Origin of the sequence: Pantoea sp. GbtcB22, from assembly GCF_019091025.1 — a bacterium.
GTDB lineage: Bacteria > Pseudomonadota > Gammaproteobacteria > Enterobacterales > Enterobacteriaceae > Pantoea > Pantoea leporis.
The window spans coordinates 1-238 of the sequence record NZ_JAGXKB010000796.1 but is presented as its reverse complement, the minus strand read 5'-3'; the positions used below and the strand labels follow the sequence as shown (position 1 = coordinate 238).

Annotated in this window: 1 pseudogene; it reads left to right on the top strand. The window is 55.9% G+C overall.

The features are described from left to right. A pseudogene (locus KVT28_RS26710) lies at positions 1-238 on the top strand (CSS-motif domain-containing protein); the annotation flags it as partial.

Genomic DNA, 238 nt, shown 5'->3' with positions numbered 1-238 from the left:
CTGGTGGAGCATCTCGGTGCACGGAACGGTTGGCGTGCCGAATCGTCCGGCGGTGGTGTTTATGCGTCAGCTCCCCGATACCAGCGGTTTTTGGGCGGTCATCGACGGCCAATATTTGATGGATTTCATGAACGCCATTGGCGGTACACGCGGTTACTACATGAGCCTGCAATTTAGCGGTGGCGCAGTGATCGCCAGCGGACGAGCTGACATGCAGCCAAAGCTGTATATGAAAAGT